Source organism: Cerasibacillus sp. JNUCC 74 (assembly GCF_053667775.1).
On the sequence record NZ_CM132207.1, the window covers coordinates 1309493 to 1329683 of the forward strand.

The window sequence follows — 20191 nt, forward strand, 5'->3', positions numbered from 1 at the left end:
GAGCTTGTTTTTTCTCAGGTAAGGAAGCTGTAAAATAGGGGTTTATTCATTTGCATTAAAATTGGTAAACTTGTGGAAGGTTGGTATTCCTTTAAAAAAACTACGTAGCAAGTTATAAAATTTTTAAACTGTACGAAATTATGGAAGCGCTCTCTATAAATGCGACTGGGAAACTGTTAAAACATCAACATCGTAAATAACCTAAGGGGGGAAAGGATTTATACATGAATAATTTTTATTTAGAAGATCAACAACTGCAACGACTGGTCAAACGTTATTTGCCACCAGATTTTTTTACGTGGGCGAATAAGCAATTAGATGATTTTGGAGCACATTGTGCCGGTGCAATTAGTGAACGAGCAGTTCATACGGATAGAAATGGAGAACCTCGACTTATTCAGTATGATAAATTTGGAAATGAGATATCGAAAGTATGGGTAAATGAGGGGTATCAAAAAACAGTTCAGGAAACATATGATACAGGAATTGTCGGCTATATTCATAAGGATATACCGGAATTAGGACATAAAGGAAATTATGTATATGCTTTTACGCAAGGGTATCTGCTATCACAGGCTGAAGCTGGTTTTTATTGTCCAGTAACCTTAACAAAGGCAACTGCCTATTTACTTGATCGGTATGCAACGGAAGCAATTAAACAGCGATTCCTTCCGCATGTACTCGCGACAGGGGAAGAAGAATTATATGAAGGAGCGACATTTTTAACGGAACGGCAGGGGGGATCTGATGTTGGTGCGAATGAGGTAAAAGCAGAACAAGCGGGCAGCTATTATCAATTAACGGGAGAAAAGTATTTTGCTAGTAATGCTGGTACTTGTGGAGTAGCTATGGTGCTGGCAAGGACAACAGGAGGAGCTCCTGGAACAAAGGGGCTCAGCTTGTTTGCTGTACCCTGGGAGGAAAACAGAGTAAACGGTAAGCTGCGTATACGTCGTTTAAAAGATAAATTAGGGGTACGTGCTGTTCCATCAGCAGAGGTTGAATTTTCTCAGGCAAAAGGTTATTTAGTTGGTGAATTACATCAAGGATTTTCCTATATGATTGAAGCGTTAAATCTGTCACGTGTCGCAAACGCTGTTGCCTCGGTGGGAATGATGCGTCGCGCCTATACGGAGGCAAAAGCATATGCAAATATTAGAAAGGCTTTCGACAAGCAGCTTACTGATTTCCCGATGGTTCGTGAAACGCTCAGTACGATGGGAGCAATACAAGAGATTGGCTTAAGCACCATGTTTACGGTTATTAATTTAATGGATCAGGTAATGGGAGGTGAACAACGGGCTTCGTTCAAAGAACAAATTTTATTTCGTCTTTATGTTGCTATCATGAAGAAGGAAACAGCCGAACAAGCGATCCATTTTGCACATGAAGCAATTGAAATGCATGGTGGAAATGGATATATTGAAGATTTTATTACCCCGCGTCTGTTGAGGGATGCTCAAGTTTTAACGGTTTGGGAGGGGACAGCAAACATACTTGGAATAGAAGTCATTCGGCTGATCAGTAAGTATCAAGCAGATGAATTATTTATAAATGACATGACAAAACGTCTGCAAACAGCAAAAAAAGAGTCACCATTAGATGAAAAAATAATTCATTTCGTCAAGCAAGGAATAGATCAATTAAAAGCGGAAATAAATCAATGGAAAGCGTTAAACCCAGATTTACAAACATATTATAGTAAACGTATTAGTGATAACATGACGCGGATTTTGACAAGTGTCATAGCAGTTGAGCAAACGGTTACACATGAAGAAAGACAGGTTGCAATCGCCGAAGTCTTTCTCCATCATAGTTGGAATGATGAGGAGATAAGTGATCAGCCAGCTCCGTTAAAGCATTTTTCCAAGATCGTAGAATAGTAGAATAAAAAAGCGGTTTATTATTATTATTTTCAGATAATTTTATTCAAGCTACTATAATTAAGTAAAACATAACCGTCTATGGGGATGAATATAAAGCCCCATAGATGGCAGAGTCATGTTATGATATTTTTTATTCTTCTTCTACTTTTTCAGCTAGCTTACTTGCAATCCAACGTTTTGCTGTTTCTCCGTCAACTTCATAAACTTTTCCAGCACGCAGTAGGTCACCATGATAGGCAGTTTGGACATTCATTTTTACTTTCATTTCAATACTCCTTTTAACAAGAATCCGATTATCGACTTATAAGACTCAATATCTTGTGCTTATACTAAGAAGCTGAGGGATTACTGCATCAAACAGCCTGATTGAATGCGAATCAACAGGTAGAATATACTTGAACAGATCACAAGATAGTCCCCATTTTTCCAAGATATTGACTGTAAAACATGTTAACATTGAAGGAAAGCTTGGATGAAAAGATACTGTTTACTTGTTATTTTTACTTTTATCTACAGGTAGTGAAAAAAGCTTCTACAGAATAACTTTATTATAACATGAAACAGATGATCAAAAGCAGCTAATGTGCTGAAACAGTTCGTCATTCTTTTATCCTCTATGTAACTGGCAGTAAGACTTGACCTTCCATACTACGATTTAAAAACTAGGAGGATAAGTGGAGGATCAACTGCAAGTCAAATTGCCTAATTCTGCCATTCTAACGATCCGCGGGGGATATAAGAAAACCCACGGATTTAAAGATTACTTTATACCACACTTATGATGTCCGCATGCTCCTATTTAGAGAATACGAAGAAGTCTGAGTGGGAGATATACACCAAAAATCCGAATCGTTCCGGTTGGACAGAACCAGTAAAATTTCTTGAATCGGGAACACACGAAGAAAAGATTTTCCTTTTCGAGAACAGGAAAGACTTCTTAAATAGGCGTTGCATAGAAAAATTGTTCTTTTTCAAGGAAAAGGAAAGTTTCGGCAGCGATACATCGCGATTTTTCAAGGACGAGGTAAGCTTCAGTACGCTTTTAGGGACGTCAATCACAAAGGCGTTACAATGGGCCAGAGTATGCTTCAATAGCCATACATCACTGTTTCCCAAGGAATTATAGCTTTAATTCTACTTCCTGTCAGTAGGGATGATGAAAATCCCCACTGAGGAAGTTTTACTTTATATAGCTAAGAGCTTCTGCAATATTTGTAGTTGGTTGTTTGCAAGAGAAGTTTTCACAAACATAAATGGTTGTCTCTCCATTAATAGCTCGATAGGCACTTGCAAATGGAGCAATGCCGTTAACTTGATCACTATCTTCAAGCGATAATATCGTTACATTTGGTAAAAACATGTCTTGAAGCTGTTGTAAAAAAGCTTGCTTTTTTGGATCAGCGTTTGAACCAATGATAACGACTTCTTTTGCAGGAAATTCCATTAGTTGTAGGCTTTGCATGAAAAACGGACTTGCTGAAGCCTGAATTTTTAGGTCGTCATAAAAGCTGTAAAACATTTCTTCCGCATAATCAAGATAACGTGTTTCTCCAGTAAGATACCCCATACGGACAAGCATTACTGCAGCAACACTATTTCCCGAGGGGAGAGCGCCATCATATATTCCTTTGTCTTTTGCAATCAGCGTTTCACTATCTTTTCCGGAGAAATAAAACCCTCCATGTTCATGATCCCAAAACAATTCCAGCATTTGATCCAATAATTGTTTGGCTTTTTGTAAATACGTTAGATGAAAGGTTGCATCATATAATTCGCTATATCCCCATAATAGAAATGCATAATCGTCTAAATAACCTACGTATTTTGTTTCGTTATCACGATATCTCGCCATTAACCGACCGTTTTGTACTAAATGGTTCTCGATAAACTGCATTGCTTGTTGTGCCATGGTAAGATACGTTTTATTTTGAAACACTTTTCCTGCTTTGGCCAATCCTGCGATCATCAGTCCATTCCAACTTGTTAGAACTTTATCGTCTACATGTGGGTAAACTCGCTTTTCGCGTTCTTGAAGCAATTTCTTTCGAGCTGATTCAAGTTTATCTTCTATTGTTTTCTCAAACGTTTCGCTTTGTTCGGCTATGGAAACTTTATTACTCTGAATCCGGTTAGGAATATTTGATCCTGAGAAGTTTCCTTCCGGAGTAATATCGTAGAGTGTTGCATATAAGTTTCCAAGTTCATCGCCTAAGATAGTGATGATTTCCTCGTAATCCCAAACATAGTACTTTCCTTCAACACCTTCCGAATCAGCATCAATAGCCGAATAAAATGCGCCATCAGCAGAAGTCATTTCTCTAGAGATAAATTCAATCATTTCTTCAATCATTTTCCGGTAAAATGGACGGTGAGTGATTTGAAATGCTTCTGTATAGGCAATTAATAGCAGTGCGTTATCGTAGAGCATTTTTTCAAAGTGTGGTACAAGCCACATTTCGTCTGTACTGTAACGGGAAAAGCCAAAACCAATCTGGTCGTAAATACCGCCAGCGGCCATGGAATCAAGTGTATGCTCGACCTTTTTTAAAGGTGCGGTATTTTTCGTAAAATAAAATTGCCGCATAAGAAACATTAAGTTATGCGGTATGGGAAACTTTGGTGCTTTGTCAAAACCGCCGTATTTAAAGTCAAAGCTTTTTTCTAATTGGTTGTACGCTTCTTCTACATGTTTTTCAGTTAGTCGCTGATTACTTTTTGGTGTAATCGTTCGGTCTAATGCATTTTCCACACTTTTTGTAACTTCTAAAATATGCTGTGGATCTTGTTGAAACTTTTTAGAAAGCCCATGAAGTACATCAACAAAGCTTGGCATACCATATTTTTGTTGTTTTGGAAAGTATGTTCCTGCATAAAATGGTACCTTATCTGGTGTCATAAAGATAGAAAGCGGCCATCCTCCGTGTCCTGCCATCATTTGACATACTTTCATATAGATAGAATCGATATCCGGTCTTTCTTCACGATCGACTTTAATGGAAATAAAGTTATCATTCAGGATGGAAGCAACCTCTCTATCTTCAAAGGACTCCCTTGCCATGACATGACACCAATGACAAGTACTATAACCAATTGAAAGGAAAATTGGTTTATTTTGTTGTTTTGCTTCAACAAATGCTTCTTCCGACCACGGATACCAATTTACTGGATTATATGCATGTTGAAGCAAGTAAGGGCTTTTCTCATGGAGGAGCCGATTAGGTTTTTTATCTAAATTCATTTTATGTCATTACCCCTTTAATAGCTATATTTTTTGATACATCGTATAAAAAGTTTAAATCACTATTTACTATACCCTTTAAATCCATTATTTAATGAAGGTATTTTAACCTTATCAAAATAACTGATGGTAAAGTCAACCGATTAGGTTTGCCATTTTTGCAAATTAGTAGTATCAGCTTTAGCAATTAAAAAAGGTGATTAGGAATATATCTGAAATATTTACCCCTATGATGTAATGAAAAGGCTTATCTATCAAGCGTTTTGCTAAACTCACCTATCATTAATAAATGAAAAAGAGGTTCTAAGTCAAATGTTGGGGTTTAAAGACAAAATAGGAACTTGCGTGAGTTTTACTACACAAATTTCACTTTAGAGCCTTTTAACAAAGAGAGAGGCTTCGAACAACAGGTAGAAAGTGGAAGGACTTACTTAACGTCATTTGGGTAGATGTTAGCTGTGACTATGAAAGAGAAAATATGACGTATCATTGTTCAACTATAAGGGTATAGATAAAGATTTAGAAGAAGGGGAAATTGATAAAAATAAAGTGGAAAAAATCTTGAGAGGGTTAGAAAACCATATTGAACTTTTTTCTGAGGGGAGGAATGAATCCCTCTTTATTTAGAATACATAGTACTAATAGTCTAATAGTTTATTATCATAAACATTTTTAGTAGTTCCTTTATTTATTGTTAATTGTATAGTTTTTGGATAGGCTACACTAAATTGGACAGATAAAATAAGGGCTTGTAAACTTAGACTAATAACTGAAGGGAGCATACTACTATGGCTCGTCAACGTCGAACTTTTACACCCTAATTTAAACTGCAATTAGTGAAGCTTTATGAAAATGGCAAATCTCGTGCAGATATTGCAAGAGAGTATGATATCACGCCTTCTGCGTTAGATCGTTGGATTAAAAACCATCGTGAAACGGGTTCTTTCGCTGCAAAAGATAATCGTTCAAAAGAAGAAAATGAATTAATGCGTCTTCGCAAAGAAAACCAACGTTTACTTATGGAGAACGACATTTTAAAGCAAGCAGCGCTGATCATGGGACGAAAATAGATGTGATTCGAAATAATGCTCACAAATATTCGGTATCAGCAACGTGTAACGTCCTCCAAATTCCGAAAAGTACCTATTACTATCAAGTCGATTTAAGCGGTAAACGGAAACGGAAAGCAGAAGATAACAAGCTTTCTAACGAAATTGCACGTATTTTTAAAGATAGTCGTAATAATTATGGAACTCGCAAAATCAAGAAAGAGCTAGCTAAGTTATCGGAACCAAAACAGGTATCACGCCGTCGTATTGGTCAATTAATGCATGAAATGGGACTTGTTTCAAACTACACAGTGGCCCAATACAAACCACATAAATCAACGTGTAATGAAGCACCTATAAAGAATGAATTACAACGTCAATTTAATCAAGACGAACCATTAAACTGTCATTGTCAGCGATTTAACATACGTCCGTGTAGGGAAAAAGTGGCATTATGTATGCTTATTTGTCGACTTATTTAATCGTGAAATAATTGGGTATAGTGCAGGTACACACAAGACAGCAGAGCTTGTCTATCAGGCTTTATCGACCATTAAAGGTAACTTGAACAACGTTCAACTGTTCCATACAGACCGCGGAAAAGAGTTTGATAATAAGCTTATTTCAGAAGCACTTGAAACATTCGGTATCAAGAGGTCACTGAGCATGAAAGGATGTCCTTATGAAAACGCCGTGGCTGAAGCGATGTTTAAGGTGTTCAAAATAGAATTCGCTAACGGAGCTCATTTCTCTTCTCTTGAACAACTCGCTCTTGAACTTGATGATTATGTTCATTGGTTTAATAACATTCGAATTCACGGAACGCTAGGTTATTTAACCCCAGTGGAATTCAAACAAAAGCCCCTATAATTTTTGTCCAGTTTAGTGTTGACATACCATTTATTGCTTAGATGAGGAATTTTCCCTGTAAAGTAGAATAATTACTGTTATTTGCAATTTTCGAGTTTTGTTCAATCTAAGAGAATTTCACTTCCCGAGGATAAAAAGTGATCTTCTAAAAAGCAGAAATAATTTAAGGGTTGCCTATAGAAGCACAAGTATATAAACTTATTGAACTTCCTTGACCATCATCACGAATAATACTTAAGTTCGACTTCCTATGAGACCTGCTAACACTCGAAGATAGCTTTTGAAGAGCTAAAATCTTTTGAACCATCCTTATACAGCTCTCTCCTAATAACATTTAGAATTATAGAATATTTTATTTATAATGGTGATACTTTCTAAAATGAAATCAATATTTTTTGAACAGAATATTTTAAAAAATTTAAACTTTTGCCATTGAAATATTTTTAAAACAGTATTAAAATGTTACTGAATAGTTACATTTTATTGAATATAAAAATATAGTATTATTTTTTAAATGGTTTAAAATCCCCGAAAGGTTGAAAGGTGTAAATTTTTAAAGGTAGTATTACCTTGCCATTTAGATGATTTGACCTACACTTCATTTGATAAAGAAGGGTGGAAATATTATTTTCGTACTTATCGCTACGATCTGATCGAAAATCCTCCTTTGTTATCAACTACGGATAAAGTCTTAGAAAGTTCCAACTTGTATTTAAACTTCTAAAGCAACGGGGCAAATTATATGTACTTCCTATTTTATATACACAAAACACAAACGGACTTATATTAATTTACACATGTGTTAAAGGATGAATTATTTCAAAAGAATACATACCAATTATGTATTTAAATTTCTATGTTTTATATAAACTTACAGAAAATTTACACTTGGTTAATATTAGCAAAACAAACATTTTATACAATTGAGTATAAGCATGTGAAGAAGGGAGAGTAGGTAATTCATGGTAAGAGAAAAGTTTACGGCGTTCTTTTTAGCCATCGGTTTGGCTTTATTAGCTATTCCAATTAGTCTTCAAGCAGAAGGAGTAGAGGATACAGCTCCAGAAATTAGTCCGGATCTTCCAAATGGCAAACGTGTTTTATTTGATAATACGCACGGTCAAACAGCTGGACAAGCGGACTGGGTTATTGATGGAGCTTTTTCAGATTTTGCAGAAGGTATTGCTAAAAATGGATATGAAGTAAAAGAACTGCGACAAAAAGACCCATTTGATGTGGGGGATTTAGTACCTTATGACGTTTTTATCATACCAGAAGCAAATATACCTTTTAAGAAAGAGGAACAAGCTGCAATAGTGGAATATGTAGAAAATGGAGGAAGTGTCTTTTTTATTTCAGATCATTATAATGCAGATCGTAATAAAAACCGCTGGGATTCCTCGGAGATTATGAACGGTTTTCGACGAGGAGCATTTGATAATCCTTTAAAAGGTATGGATAAAGAGGAAAGAGAATCTACAGCGATGCAAAATGTAGAAAGCTCTGACTGGCTATCCAATCATTTTGGAATACGGTTTCGCTATAATGCTCCCGGAACAGTCGTAGCAGATCAAGTTGTGGTTCCTAAGGATTCTTTTAATATTACTAAAGGTATAAGCAAAGTTACTATGCATGCCGGGTCTACACTTGCAATTACAAATCCTGATACTGCGAAGGGAATTGTTTATTTACCAGATAACTTAGATGAAAGTAATAAATGGGGACCAGCCGTAGATGAAGGAATTTATCACGGTGGTGGAAAAGAAGAGGGTCCATATGTTGCTATATCCAAATTAAAACGTGGAAAAGCCGCTTTCATTGGCGACTCTTCGCCTGTTGAAGACGCAACACCAAAATATCGTAATGAAGAGACAGGAAAACCGAAGAGAACGTATGATGGTTTTCAGGAAGCGGATAACGCAGAGCTGTTATTAAATATGGTTGATTGGTTGGCCGAAGATGAAAACTATGCTCGATTTTCAGATACGGAAATTCCATTAGATGATGTTTCTCCAATGCTAGAAAAAGAGTTGCCAATAAATACAACGGAGCCAAAAGAAGAACCTTGGAACGAGCCGCTTGCCGGATATGATTGGTTTGATCCTTTAACCTTTGCACCTGGAGCTTATGGATCAAAATTAGATCCTGTTAAAGACCCTTCTTACAAATTCAAAATGGAAGAACCTATTTCTAATGTAGAACCATTTACAGTAGAATTAATCATTTCGGGATTATTTCCAGGACAGATAGTATCAGGATATAATGTAGGAATGTATCTTGACGGCGGAATGCAAGTAGCAAAAATACAAAATGAAAATGGCGATTGGCCTTCATCATATGGCTATAGCGAAGCGTTTACCTTGGCTGCAAACGAGAGTGGAATTGCTTCCAAAAAATTAACCATTCAAGTAAAAAAAGGAGTACAAGGGAAAGTAAACCTTCGCTTAAGAAAAAACAGCAGTAAACTGTATACAACTACGGTTTTAGTTAAATAGGTTTGAACTGCTCTTGTCATAACTACAAGAAGCATTTAAGTGAATTAGGGGGAATTATTTTGAAGAAAATCAAATTTTTAGGCCTGGCTTTATTATTTATTGTTCTTCTCTCTGCCTGTGGAGATAAAGGAGACAATGCAAAAGCAGAAAAAGGCGATGAAAAATTAGACAAGCTAACGGTTCAATTTGTACCTTCGCAAAATGCAGACACATTAGAAGCAAAAGCAAAGCCATTAGAAAAACTGCTCAGTGATGAATTAGACATCCCTGTCGAAGTAAGTGTGTCGACCGACTATAATACCATTATTGAAGCAATGGCTTCTGAACAAGTAGATGTCGGATTTTTACCGCCAACCGCCTATGTGTTGGCTAAAGAAAAAGGAGCAGCTGAAGTATTATTGCAAGCACAGCGCTACGGTGTAAATGATGATGGTTCACCAACAGAAGAATTGGTTGATTCATATAAGTCGATTTTTATTGTTAATAAAGATTCGGATATCGAATCAGTTGCAGATTTAAAAGGAAAGAAAATTGGCTATCAAAACGTAACGTCATCTGCAGGTTTCGTTTGGCCGGCAGCTACTTTGCTAGAAGCAGGTATCCATCCATTAAAGGATGTCGAACCAGTAACGTTAAAAGGACATGACCAAGCGATTATTTCTCTATTAAATGGGGATGTGGATGCAGCCGTTACCTTCCAAGATGCGCGTAATGTAGTAGTAAAAGATTATGAAGATGTATTTGAAAAAACACGAATTATTGAGTTTACGGAACCAATACCAAATGATACGATCACTGTCCGACCGGAAATTGATGATAAAATGAAAAAGACAATCACAGATGCATTTATTGCAATCGGAAAAGATGAAGAGGGTCGTAAAATTATTCGGGAGATTTATTCCCACGAAGGGTACGTAGAATCAAAAGATAGTAACTTCGATATGGTTAGAGAATATGAAGAAAAAGTAAGTAAAGAAGTCGAACAATAATTATAGAATAATAGATCTTCATGCAGGAAAGCCGTATACTTATTCGGATCGCAATGGATGATTGGCAGAGGACTGGCATATGAAGATTTTATGTCAATCACTATTCACTGCTAATTAATTGAATAAAAAGACAGGCTGTCGCAAAATGCGAGCAGCCTTCTTTTACTCCAACAAGAAAGTAGGGGGAAGTCTTGATAGAGTTAAAACATGTTTCTAAAGTTTATTCAAATGGGACTCGTGGATTAAATAACATTCATTTACAAATGGAAGCAGGTGAATTTGTTGTTATAGTAGGGTTATCAGGAGCAGGAAAGTCTACTTTGCTTCGTTCGATCAATCGCCTTCATGACATCAGTGAAGGAGAAATTTTAATTAATGGAAATTCGATAACAAAAGCCAAAGGGCATGAATTATACCGAATTCGTCGGGATATTGGCATGATCTTTCAAAACTTTAATCTCGTACGTCGTTCATCTGTCATGAGAAATGTACTGTCTGGTCGTGTAGGATATCATTCCACACTAAAGATGATGTTAGGCTTATTCTCTAAACAGGATAAGCAGATCGCTATGGATGCGCTAGAACGAGTGAATATATTGGAAAAAGCCTATATTCGAGCTGATCAGTTATCTGGAGGACAACAGCAGAGGGTATCCATTGCTCGGGCACTAGCTCAGGAACCGAAAGTAATTTTAGCGGATGAACCAGTAGCTTCATTAGATCCTATCACAACAAAGCAAGTAATGGATGATTTGCTTAGAATTAATCAAGAATTAAATATAACCATGATTGTGAATTTGCATTCAGTAGATCTTGCTCGAGCGTATGCCAGTAGAATCATCGGTTTAAAAAACGGGGAAGTAGTGTTTGATGGTACGGCGAAAGAGGCGACTAAAGAAGTTTTTGCAAACATCTATGGAAAAAATGATCTTACAACGAAACAGATAGGGGTAGCAAAATGAAGCAAGCGCAAATAAAACAGTCGGTTGTAGTGCCCAATCCACCTACAAAGCTGAAACCAATTTTGACAGTTTTACTTGTAGCTTTGGCAATTATTTGGGCAAGCTGGCAAATCGATTTTTCGTTTACAGAATTAGTACAAGGGCTCCCAAATATGTGGGATTTAATTGTACAGCTAGTACCGCCAAATTGGGATTACTTTTCGGTGATTACTACGCCAATTTTAGAAACAATCCGCATGGCTGTAATTGGCACAACGCTTGGAGGATTGATAGCATTTCCTTTATCTATTTTAGCTGCAAGAAATGTTTTTCAGTCTGTATGGATTACTGTTCCAGCCAGATTTGTTTTGAATTTAATTCGTACCATACCTGAGTTATTATTGGCTGCCCTATTCGTAGCTGTTTTTGGAATTGGCCCAATTCCGGGAATCTTTGCTTTAATGTTTTTTTCCATTGGAATTATTGCTAAGCTTTTTTACGAATCTGTTGAAGCGATTGATCCAGGTCCACTCGAAGCCATGACTGCTGTTGGCGCCAACAAGATCAAATGGATTTTTTACGGAGTAATTCCACAAGTCATGGCATCGTTTATGTCTTTCTTTTTATACACATTTGAAATTAACATTCGGGCAGCTGCGGTATTAGGCTTAGTTGGAGCAGGAGGTATTGGACTGTATTATGAACAAACCCTTGGCTTTCTTGACTATGGAAAAACAGCTTCGATTATTATGTATACCTTAGCAGTTGTGTTAATTATCGATTATCTTTCTACGAAAATAAGGGAGAAATTGGCATGAAACGACTACGACTTATTGCGATTCTAATTGCTATTTCAGCTATTTACATATGGGCGTTTGCTGGATTACCAAAAATAGAGTGGAAGGAAACCTCAGTTGAAGTTGTATCCGCTATTTTTTCAGGTCTGTTTCAACCGGATTGGGGATATGTTTACGATTCTGGTGGTGAGGATTTGCTTCGAGGTTTGCTTGATACATTGGCAATTGCTTTACTAGGTACGTTTATTGCAGGTATTCTTTGTATTCCATTTGCCTTTTTAGCTTCCAAAAACATTGTCAAGTCTCATTTTGCGGTTGGAACAAGTAAGTTTATCTTAAGTTTTATTCGCGTGTTTCCCGACATTGTATTAGCTTTATTATTCATTAAAGCAGTTGGGCCGGGCGCGTTTGCAGGTGTATTAGCACTGGGAATTGGTGCTGTAGGTATGTTGGGAAAATTAATTTCGGAAAGTGTTGATAACGTTGATTTGAGTGCAAAGGAAGCTTTAATTGCTTCCGGAGCAAATCCGGTTAAAACATTTATTTTTGCGATTGTCCCTCAAGTGTTGCCAAACTTTTTCTCATTTATCCTGTATCGATTTGAAGTCAATGTGCGGGCTGCAGCAGTTCTAGGTGTCATCGGTGCTGGTGGTATAGGTACACCGCTTATTTTTGCCTTGAGTGTAAGAGATTGGGAACGGGTTGGAATTATCTTGTTAGGGATTATTGTTATGGTTACGCTAATTGATATTATTTCTGGTAAGATAAGAGCTAAGTTAATTTAATTAAAATTAGGAATGAATGTGCAATAAACAGACTTCATCATTAATTATTTGATGAAGTCTTGATGCTAGTATAGTTTCATGGACACATCTAAGTTAAATTTTATACAATGAATTTCAAGGAGGATGTGTCCCATGCGTACCAGAAATAATGGCAAACGATATAACGATGATTTTAAAAAGATGGTTGTTGATCTTTATCAATATGGAAATTCTGTAAAAGATTTAAGCAGCGAGTATGGCGTATCAGATGTAACTATCTATAAATGGATTAAGGATTTAACTCCAATTGAAGGAACTGACGGTAAGGAGATCACTCCAAAAGAAGTCGATGCCATTGAAAAAGAGAACCTTCGTTTGAAACAGGAGCTTGAAATCTTAAAAAAGGCTATGGCCATATTCGCTCGAAAGTAAGTGACTCAGAACTAACTGAATTTATTACAGAACATAAAGATGATTATCCCGTTCGTACCATGTGCGAAATGCTTGATATACCGAAAAGTACCTACTACCAATCTTTGAATAAGACCGAGTCGAATCGCGATCATGAGAACCGTGAGTTCACGGAAAAGATTGTCCGGATTCATAAAGAAAGTAAGAAACGATATGGTGCGCCAAAAATACATGAAATCCTTGAAAAACAAGGTTACAAAATCAGTTTAAAGCGAGTTCAACGCTTCATGAAAAAAGCTGGTATCCGTTCTATTATCGTTAAAAAATTCCGTCCGACACCCAGTAAAGAAAAGGTGGAAGAACGAGAAAATATCATTAACAGAGACTTTTCTACGACAACAATCAACCAAAAATGGGTTGGCGATATCACGTATATTCACACACTGCGTGATGGCTGGTGTTACCTTGCGTCTGTTTTAGACTTGCATTCTAGAAAGGTGATTGGGTACTCATTTGGACGTTCGATGACGACTGAATTGGTAGAGAAAGCTTTAGAAAATGCTTATGTCACACAGAAACCTAATGATGGCGTCATGTTCCATTCCGATTTAGGTTCACAATATACAAGCGATGCCTTTGCAGAAAAGATTCAGAGCTATAAGATGACGCACTCCTTCAGTCATAAGGGAAGCCCCTATGACAATGCTTGTATCGAGTCTTTTCATGCAATTTTAAAGAAAGAAGAAGTAAATCATGTACAATACTTAGATTTCAACGCTGCGAGAGTAGAGTTATTTAAATATATCGAAGGTTGGTATAATCGTAAAAGAATACATGGTAGCATTGGCTATCTGACTCCACAAGAGATGGAAGATTCAGCGCTCCATCAAGCAGCATAACTGCACCAATTAATATTAGAACACGGCTTTACTTGGAGAGGTGGGCGTGGTAGGCTTTTGCCTAGCGTGTTTTACTAACCTTTCTTCTTTCGCAAATCACCACACCCACAGAGGATCCATGTCAAGTCTTCACATATATATGTAAAGCTTCAAAGCGCAATAAAAAGTTAACTTTTTTGTGTCCTAAATATTGACGTAGATCCATCTATTTGATTTGTAGTTGTGTAAAATTGTAGCTTCATCGGGAATTGGTAAAGTTATTATGTCCTTTATACAAGGTTTAAATTTATAAAGCGGTGGAAAGGGACTATTTGCTTGAAGTTTGAATAACATGTAACAAAAAGTTAACTTATTTCTTGCTCGAAATATGACCATTATCGTATCTAGGTGTCATAAGAATTCACTTCAATAATTGTAGAGAAGAAGAAATCTAAGTGAAGAAAAAAGGCACCTAATTCCCGATTCGTTTGGGTCGACAGGACAGAGTTGCTACGAAGCAATACTTCGCGGTTTTTCCTGGAAAGGAAAAAGCCAAGACAGCGAAACATCGCAGTTTTTCAAGGATGTTGCGATTTTTAGTCTTTGTTTTACTTCTTATCAGTAGCTGCTATAGAAAAAGCCCTACTGAATGAAGTTTCTCTTTATCTTCCTTTAGAGAAGTTTAAAACAGGAAAATTATTGTTACAATGTCTGTATTTTAAAAGAAAGAGGAGACTCCAGCATCCGCCAACCAATTTTAGGATTGTACCAATTTGTGGATTATAAGAAGGTATACTTTATGAGGAAGGAATATACTGAAAATTCTATATGCAAGGAGCGTGTATAAAGTGAATCCAGTTATTGGCATTACCCCTTCTATTGAAAATGAAAGTAACTTACATTTTGTTAGTGCAGATCATATAGCGGCAATTAAAGAAGCTGGCGGAGTACCGATCGTGTTACCATTTGTAACGTCTGAGCTTCAATTAAATCGTATGGTGCAGATGATTGATGGATTATATTTAACAGGGGGAAACAGCATTGACCCAACATTTTTTAATGAAGAACCACATCCAAAATTAGGTGAAATTAATCCGATTCGCGATCAGTATGAGGTGCAAATAATAAGGAAAATATTAAATTTGCATAAACCGATCTTTGGGGTATGCAGAGGTTGCCAAATTTTAAATGTAGCGTTAGGCGGCGATATGTACCAAGATATTTACGCACAAAACGAAGGCGATTTACTGCAGCATGAGCAGTGTGCGCCACAAAGCCATGCATCTCATTTTGTATACGTGTCTGATGGTACTTTATTACGGGAGATTACTGGAAGAACAAGAATAAAAGTGAATAGTAGACATCATCAGGCCAATCGGAAGCCGGGAAAAGGTATTTGGATTTGTGGAAAGGCAAGTGATGGTGTTGTGGAAGCAATAGAAGGAAAAAATGATCCATTTATTTTGGGGGTACAATGGCACCCCGAAAATATGGCGAGAAATGGGGAGTCCATATCCAAAAAAATATATGCTGCATTTGTGCAATCGTGTAAGTATTAATAATATTGGCAAACATGTGTAACAAGAATCAAAGACAATGTTTATGTATCTTTTTATACTATAGGAGAGTATAAAATTTTAGGCTTTATCCCGCATGTAAGGTGCCGTAAGACTCCCACTTCAAAATCTTGAGTTGATACAAAAGGTCTAAGTGGGAGAAAACGGCATCTAAATGCCCGATTCGTTCAACTAACATTCCGTGTAAAAAGCATTCCACGGAATGAAGCTTCACTTTATCCCGCATGTAAGGTGCCGTAAGACTCCCACTTCAAAATCTTGAGTTGATACAAAAGGTCTAAGTGGGAGAAAACGGCATCTAAATGCCCGATTCGTTCAACTAACATTCCGTGTAAAAAGCATTCCACGGAATGAAGCTTCACTTTATCCCGCATGTAAGGTGCCGTAAGACTCCCACTTCAAAATCTTGAGTTGATACAAAAGGTCTAAGTGGGAGAAAACGGCACCTAAATGCCCGATTCGTTTAAGGCCTTTAGGTCATACCCATTGGGGTACTAACATTCAGTAGGAGATGGAAGAAAACTCCTACTGAATGAAGTTTCACTTTATCGTATAAGAAAAACTACAGCTTTCGCTAGAGACTTGGCGACAAGCCAAGTTTTTCTAATAGTAAAAGAGGTGAAGTTGCTCAAGGCTTAATCAAGCGTAAAACAACCAACTGACTTCACATTCTTATGTAAATCAGTTTATATACAAGACCTGGGATCATGAAATAAAATGGAATCGATAAGAGGCAATGAATAATTTTTAAAATTGACGAGAACAAGTATATAACTCATGCGGTGGCGTTTGATTCATCAGACAACTTTTACCTATAAGAAACAAGTGTCACCTAGCATGGGTAACTTTATATGCTATACGATTAGCCTTGAAAAGAAAGCAAAATCTTTAGGTTTATTTGTCGTATGTCATTTTTAGTCTAGCAGTGTTAGCCCTGCTAGACTATTTCTTTCTCTGAAAAAGGTATATATAACACGTGAGTGGAGGTAAAAACGATTGTAACAAAAATTTAAATAACCTTTGTGAGTTTAGTTTTTTCTTAATTTAAAATGAATGTAAAGTTATTGGATCTACGTCAATATTTAGGACACAAAAAAGTTAACTTTTTATTGCGCTTTGAAGCTTTACTTAAATATATATGTGAAGACTTGACATGGATCCTCTGTGGGTGTGGTGATTTGCGAAAGAAGAAAGGTTAGTAAAACACGCTAGGCAAAAGCCTACCACGCCCACCTCTCCAAGTAAAGCCGTGTTCTAATATTAATTGGTGCAGTTATGCTGCTTGATGGAGCGCTGAATCTTCCATCTCTTGTGGAGTCAGATAGCCAATGCTGCCATGTATTCTTTTACGATTATACCAACCTTCGATATATTTAAATAACTCTACTCTCGCAGCGTTGAAATCTAAGTATTGTACATGATTTACTTCTTCTTTCTTTAAAATTGCATGAAAAGACTCGATACAAGCATTGTCATAGGGGCTTCCCTTATGACTGAAGGAGTGCGTCATCTTATAGCTCTGAATCTTTTCTGCAAAGGCATCGCTTGTATATTGTGAACCTAAATCGGAATGGAACATGACGCCATCATTAGGTTTCTGTGTGACATAAGCATTTTCTAAAGCTTTCTCTACCAATTCAGTCGTCATCGAACGTCCAAATGAGTACCCAATCACCTTTCTAGAATGCAAGTCTAAAACAGACGCAAGGTAACACCAGCCATCACGCAGTGTGTGAATATACGTGATATCGCCAACCCATTTTTGGTTGATTGTTGTCGTAGAAAAGTCTCTGTTAATGATATTTTCTCGTTCTTCCACCTTTTCTTTACTGGGTGTCGGACGGAATTTTTTAACGATAATAGAACGGATACCAGCTTTTTTCATGAAGCGTTGAACTCGCTTTAAACTGATTTTGTAACCTTGTTTTTCAAGGATTTCATGTATTTTTGGCGCACCATATCGTTTCTTACTTTCTTTATGAATCCGGACAATCTTTTCCGTGAACTCACGGTTCTCATGATCGCGATTCGACTCGGTCTTATTCAAAGATTGGTAGTAGGTACTTTTCGGTATATCAAGCATTTCGCACATGGTACGAACGGGATAATCATCTTTATGTTCTGTAATAAATTCAGTTAGTTCTGAGTCACTTACTTTCGAGCGAATATGGCCATAGCCTTTTTTAAGATTTCAAGCTCCTGTTTCAAACGAAGGTTCTCTTTTTCAATGGCATCGACTTCTTTTGGAGTGATCTCCTTACCGTCAGTTCCTTCAATTGGAGTTAAATCCTTAATCCATTTATAGATAGTTACATCTGATACGCCATACTCGCTGCTTAAATCTTTTACAGAATTTCCATATTGATAAAGATCAACAACCATCTTTTTAAAATCATCGTTATATCGTTTGCCATTATTTCTGGTACTCATGGGACACATCCTCCTTGAAATTCATTGTATAAAATTTAACTTAGATGTGTCCATGAAACTATACTAGCATCATTACAGCTTTCTTTATTTATTATTAAATTATTTTTCAGTATAGATTAAAATGTGTTAATATCAATTAATATCACTAGTTTTCCTTTATTTATGTATACAGTGATTGTTATAATATCAATTTTTAAAATGTACATAATAATCTACAAGTACGTTTTGGTTTCATTTGCTTTTTGAAAGGTGAGATTTAAATGACGCTTTCTATGACGAAAGATGAAGTAACACTTGCAATTATTCAATATTTAAAAGAAGGTAAGAAAAAGTCCTTTCAGGATATTATAAATGAGTTACAGCCATATGATATGGCTGAGCAATATAAACATTTACCAAGTAAACACCGAAATAAGTTTCTTTTATACATGACCATTGAACAGCTAACAGAATTAATTGGAGAATTAGATAAGGACTACCAATTAGATATTTTACAAAAACTTGGCATTGAAAAATCAACCAAGGTTCTTGACTTAATGGAAAATGATGATTTAGCTGACCTTTTATCTGATTTAGATGCAGATAAAATGGAAGAATTAATATCTGAAATGAAACAAGAAGAATCTGAAATTGTTCAAAACTTAATGAACTATTCATCTGAAACAGCTGGAAGAATCATGAACAATCGGTATGTATGGATACCTAAGCATTTTTCAGTTAGAGAAGCAGTGGATAAGCTAAAACATTTCGCTGAATTGGCAGAATACCTCAATTATCTTTATGTTATTGATGATCAGAAGAAATTAGTGGGAGTTGTCTCTTACAAGGACTTACTATTAGGGGATTTACAAGATAAAATTGAAGATATTATGTACAGCAGAGTAATCAAAGTAAATGTACATACAGATCAAGAAGAAGTGGCTAAATTAATTAGCCGTTATGATTTTATATCCATTCCTGTTGTTGAAGAAGGGGATATTCTAGTTGGTGTCATTACAGTTGACGATATTATTGATGTCTTCATTCAAGAAGCGGATGAAGATATTGGAAAGTTATCTGCTTCTGGGAAGGCAATTGATTTTAATACAAAACCTTTGACCGCTACATTACGACGCTTGCCTTGGCTTATTTTATTATTATTTATTGGTCTTGTTTCAGGAAGTATTATAGATGGATTCTCTGCAACCTTGGAACAAGTTGTTTCTTTAGCTTTTTTTATGCCCATGATTGCGGGAATGACTGGTAATACAGGAACTCAATCTCTTGCTGTTGTTGTCAGGGGACTAGTGTCTCAGGACTTGAATTTTAAACAAGTAATAAAACTCATACTTCGTGAATTTTGGGTAGGCATTATTATTGGTGTTATTTGTGGTATATTGATTTCTATTATCGCACTGGTCTGGCAAGGCAGTCTTACACTAGGAATAGTGGTAGGAAGTTCTTTAATGTTAACTTTAATAATTGGTACTTTATCAGGAACAATTATTCCTTTAATTTTATATAAATTTAATTTTGATCCCGCTATTGCCTCTGGCCCTTTGATTACAACAATTAATGATATTTTGTCTCTCCTTATTTACTTTGGAATTGCAACTTTGTTTTTATCAGAATTAATGTAGCTAAGAAACCTAATCCTTACTTTATAAGAATTTATTCGAGAATTCCCGGTTAGTTATGTTTATATAGCTACTTTACGGAAGCCAGCTATATAAATTAGCGAATAGCAGTTAAAACAAATAATCTTTCCATATAGAAAAAGAGAAGAAATAAATCTTCTCTTTTTTGTGGTGATGTTGTTAATAACATATAACATTATAGACTTCTACAATCAAGATTTTATATCAGTGAACAATAAATCAGTAAACC

12 protein-coding genes and 1 pseudogene are annotated in these 20191 nt (G+C 36.3%); 10 read left to right on the forward strand and 3 right to left on the reverse strand.

What is annotated here, in order from left to right; translation table 11 throughout:
• Positions 1-224 precede the first annotated feature (224 nt).
• Entirely contained in the window at positions 225-1883 is a 1659-nt protein-coding gene (locus JNUCC74_RS05705; RefSeq protein ID WP_454067264.1) for an acyl-CoA dehydrogenase family protein, read from the forward strand.
• Positions 1884-2016: 133 nt separating this feature from the next.
• Here JNUCC74_RS05705 and JNUCC74_RS05710 read toward each other — a convergent pair whose 3' ends face one another.
• Entirely contained in the window at positions 2017-2151 is a 135-nt protein-coding gene (locus JNUCC74_RS05710) for a hypothetical protein (RefSeq protein WP_281250273.1), read from the reverse strand.
• Positions 2152-3066: 915 nt separating this feature from the next.
• A complete protein-coding gene (locus JNUCC74_RS05715; protein ID WP_454067265.1) occupies positions 3067-5124 on the reverse strand; it encodes a thioredoxin domain-containing protein in 2058 nt (685 codons plus the stop codon).
• A gap of 827 nt (positions 5125-5951) precedes the next feature.
• Between JNUCC74_RS05715 and JNUCC74_RS05720 the strand changes: the two are divergent.
• From JNUCC74_RS05720 to JNUCC74_RS05755, 8 genes and pseudogenes are all read left to right on the forward strand, one after another.
• A pseudogene (locus JNUCC74_RS05720) lies at positions 5952-7043 on the forward strand (IS3 family transposase).
• Between the two features lie 962 nt (positions 7044-8005).
• Positions 8006-9538, forward strand: coding sequence for a DNA-binding protein (locus tag JNUCC74_RS05725; protein ID WP_454067266.1), 1533 nt, complete (start codon positions 8006-8008; stop codon positions 9536-9538).
• Positions 9539-9594: 56 nt separating this feature from the next.
• Positions 9595-10527, forward strand: coding sequence for a phosphate/phosphite/phosphonate ABC transporter substrate-binding protein (locus JNUCC74_RS05730; protein WP_454067843.1), 933 nt, complete (start codon positions 9595-9597; stop codon positions 10525-10527).
• Positions 10528-10718: 191 nt separating this feature from the next.
• Positions 10719-11489 (forward strand): phosphonate ABC transporter ATP-binding protein, encoded by a 771-nt coding sequence (gene phnC, locus JNUCC74_RS05735; protein WP_454067267.1) that lies wholly within the window; start codon positions 10719-10721, stop codon positions 11487-11489.
• Positions 11486-12286, forward strand: a complete 801-nt coding sequence (gene phnE, locus JNUCC74_RS05740) for a phosphonate ABC transporter, permease protein PhnE (RefSeq protein ID WP_454067268.1) — start codon at positions 11486-11488, stop codon at positions 12284-12286. The genes phnC and phnE (JNUCC74_RS05740) overlap by 4 nt, the downstream gene beginning before the upstream one ends.
• Positions 12283-13050 carry a phosphonate ABC transporter, permease protein PhnE gene (gene phnE / locus JNUCC74_RS05745; protein WP_454067269.1) on the forward strand — a complete coding sequence of 256 codons (768 nt, stop codon included), beginning with the start codon at positions 12283-12285 and terminating at the stop codon, positions 13048-13050. The genes phnE (JNUCC74_RS05740) and phnE (JNUCC74_RS05745) overlap by 4 nt, the downstream gene beginning before the upstream one ends.
• Positions 13051-13182: 132 nt before the next feature.
• Positions 13183-14339, forward strand: a protein-coding gene (locus JNUCC74_RS05750; protein WP_454065639.1) for an IS3 family transposase whose coding sequence is annotated in 2 segments (ribosomal slippage) — positions 13183-13423 and positions 13423-14339 — 1158 coding nt in all. Because the reading frame shifts where the segments join, the coding sequence is not laid out codon by codon here.
• Between the two features lie 827 nt (positions 14340-15166).
• Entirely contained in the window at positions 15167-15877 is a 711-nt protein-coding gene (locus JNUCC74_RS05755; RefSeq protein WP_454067270.1) for a gamma-glutamyl-gamma-aminobutyrate hydrolase family protein, read from the forward strand.
• Between the two features lie 1291 nt (positions 15878-17168).
• Here JNUCC74_RS05755 and JNUCC74_RS05760 read toward each other — a convergent pair.
• Positions 17169-18325 (reverse strand): IS3 family transposase gene (locus JNUCC74_RS05760; protein ID WP_454065406.1). Its coding sequence is split into 2 segments (ribosomal slippage): positions 17169-18085 and positions 18085-18325, totalling 1158 coding nucleotides; the frame shifts between segments, so codons are not numbered across the junction.
• Positions 18326-18585: 260 nt separating this feature from the next.
• Here JNUCC74_RS05760 and mgtE point away from each other — a divergent pair.
• The gene (gene mgtE, locus JNUCC74_RS05765) at positions 18586-19944 is read left to right on the forward strand and encodes a magnesium transporter (protein WP_077319930.1); all 1359 of its coding nucleotides are present in this window, start codon (positions 18586-18588) and stop codon (positions 19942-19944) included.
• Positions 19945-20191 lie beyond the last annotated feature (247 nt).